This is a genomic window from Spirillospora sp. NPDC049652 (assembly GCF_040675125.1).
In the GTDB taxonomy this organism is placed as follows: domain Bacteria; phylum Actinomycetota; class Actinomycetes; order Streptosporangiales; family Streptosporangiaceae; genus Spirillospora.
Window position 1 is genome coordinate 1 of record NZ_JBFAOF010001098.1, and the last position, 2181, is coordinate 2181.

The window sequence follows — 2181 nt, forward strand, 5'->3', positions numbered from 1 at the left end:
GGAGCGGGAGCGGCGGACGCGGCGGACGGGACGGCGGCGGCGAGCGGAGCGGCGAGCAGTGCGGCTCCGAGCGCCAGGCGGGGGGAGGTTCTCATGAACGCCCTCTCATGCGAGCGCCAGGGCTCCCCCGTGCGACCCGATCGGCGGGCCCGCCGTGGCTATGGGGACATTTATTACATGAGTGGTATTCGGTGTAGTTGGTGAAAAGTGTCGAAAACAGGCATGGATGTTCTCATCTGTCGCCGGTTGCCTCCGGCGGCGATCCGGCCCAGGGGGCGGTCATGGGCGGGGCGGTCGTGGGCGGCGGCATGGGGCGGGGGCATGGGGCCGGATGGCGGCGCGTCCACTCCGCCGACGCGCCTACCTCGCCGGGATGCCTGTGCCGCCGGGGTGCTTATGTGGCCGACGCGCCTACTCCGCCGGGGTGCAGTCGGCGCAGCGGCCGAAGATCTCCACGGTGTGCGTGATGTCGCTGAACCCGTGCTCGGCGGCGATGGCGTCCGCCCAGCGCTCCACGGCGGGACCGGCCACCTCGACCGTCCGCCCGCACTGCCGGCAGACCAGGTGGTGGTGGTGCTCCTCGGTGCGGCAGGCCCGGTAGACGGCCTCGCCCTCGTCGGTGCGCAGCACGTCCACCTCGCCGGCGTCGCTCAGCGCCTGCAGCGCGCGGTAGACCGTGGTGAGCCCGATCTTCGAACCGTCCGCGCGCAGGTCGGCGTAGATGTCCTGGGCGCTGCGGAACCCCTCGCACCCCGAGAGCGCCTCGCGCACCGCGTTCCGACGGGACGTCGTCCCTCCCCTGGTCATCCTCCGAGCACCTCCGCCTCGGCCCGCACGTCGGCGCGGCCGGCCGTGCCCGCCGCGCGGGCCGCCGTTCCGGGCGTCGCGGCGGCCGCCGCGCCCGGGTCCGGGTCTCCGCCGGCCGACGGCGCCGGCCCGTCGCCGGTCACCGTCTCGCCGGTGGCCGTCCGGGGCGCGGCCGCCCTGCGGCGGCGCAGCGCCGCGCCGGCGACGACCGCGACCAGGAACACCGCGAGGGCGAGCAGCACGATCGACGGGCCCGGTTGAAGATCGTACTGGAACGAGCTCAGCAGCCCCGACACCGCCGACAGTACACCGATCACCATGGCCGCCAGCATGGTGGCGCGGAAGCCCCGGGCCAGCTGCTGCGCCGCCGCCACCGGGATGATCATCAGGGCGCCGACCAGCAGCAGCCCGACCGCGCGCATCGCGATCACCACGGTCACCGCGGCGGTCACGGCGATCAGCACCGACAGCATCCGCACCCGCAGTCCCGCCGCGCGGGCCAGCTCCTCGTCCTGGCAGAGCAGGAACAGGTCGCGGCCGAACACCACCACGATGGCGAGCACCGCGACCGCCAGCCCGGCGACCACGTACAGGTCGCCCATGGTCACGCTGCTGATCGAGCCGAACAGGTAGGACTGCAGGCTGGAGCCGCCGCCCTGCGCCTGGGTGAGCAGCGCGCCGCCCGCGAGCCCGCCGTAGAACAGCAGCGCGAGCGCCACGTCCCCGCCGCTGCGGCTGCGCGCCCGCAGCAGCTCGATCGCGAGCGCGCCGAGGACGGTCACGACCAGCGCGCCGAGGACCGGGGACGTGCCGGTGAGCAGGCCGAGCCCGATCCCGGTGAGCGCGATGTGCCCGATGCCGTCGCCGAGCAGCGACAGCTTGCGCTGCACGATGAAGGTGCCGATCGCGGGCGCGGTCAGCCCGATGAGGACCGCCATCGCCAGCGCGATCCGCATGAAGTCGTAGGACAGCACGTCGCTCATGCCAGGCTCCCCGCGGTCGTCCCGGACGCCTGCGCGGCCTCCGCTCCGGTGCCCGTGGCGGTCTCCGCTCCGGTGCCGGTGGTCTCGGTGGTGGGCTCCGCCGGACGGACGGCCGCGCGCGGCCGGGTCTCGGCGGCGATCCGGCCGCCGTCCAGCCGGACGGTCCGGGTGATCAGCGGTTCGAGCGGGCCCGGCTCGTGCAGGACGAGCAGCACCGTGCGCCCCTCCCCGGCCAGCATGCCGAGGGTCCGGGCGAGGGCCTCCTGGTTCCCGGCGTCCACCCCGGCGGTCGGCTCGTCCATGACGATCACGTCGGGCTCGCCCGCCAGCGCGCGGGCGATCAGCACCCGCTGCTGCTGGCCGCCGGACAGCAGGTGCGCGGAGTCGCGGG

At 74.9% G+C, this 2181-nt stretch carries 3 protein-coding genes; all 3 read right to left on the reverse strand.

The window, feature by feature from the left end:
• Positions 1 to 411: 411 nt before the first annotated feature.
• Positions 412 to 807, reverse strand: coding sequence for a Fur family transcriptional regulator (locus AB0J52_RS37350; RefSeq protein ID WP_500187673.1), 396 nt, complete (start codon positions 805 to 807; stop codon positions 412 to 414).
• Positions 804 to 1790, reverse strand: coding sequence for a metal ABC transporter permease (locus AB0J52_RS37355; protein ID WP_500187675.1), 987 nt, complete (start codon positions 1788 to 1790; stop codon positions 804 to 806). The genes AB0J52_RS37350 and AB0J52_RS37355 overlap by 4 nt, the downstream gene beginning before the upstream one ends.
• A partial coding sequence (locus tag AB0J52_RS37360; RefSeq protein WP_500187677.1) for an ATP-binding cassette domain-containing protein occupies positions 1787 to 2181 on the reverse strand: 395 nt, incomplete at its 5' end. The genes AB0J52_RS37360 and AB0J52_RS37355, both read right to left, overlap by 4 nt.

Excerpts from the sequence above, each read along its gene's own strand:
- AB0J52_RS37355 (WP_500187675.1), bottom strand. The coding sequence starts at position 1,790 with ATGAGCGACGTGCTGTCCTACGACTTCATGCGGATCGCGCTGGCGATG.
- AB0J52_RS37350 (WP_500187673.1), bottom strand. The coding sequence starts at position 807 with ATGACCAGGGGAGGGACGACGTCCCGTCGGAACGCGGTGCGCGAGGCG.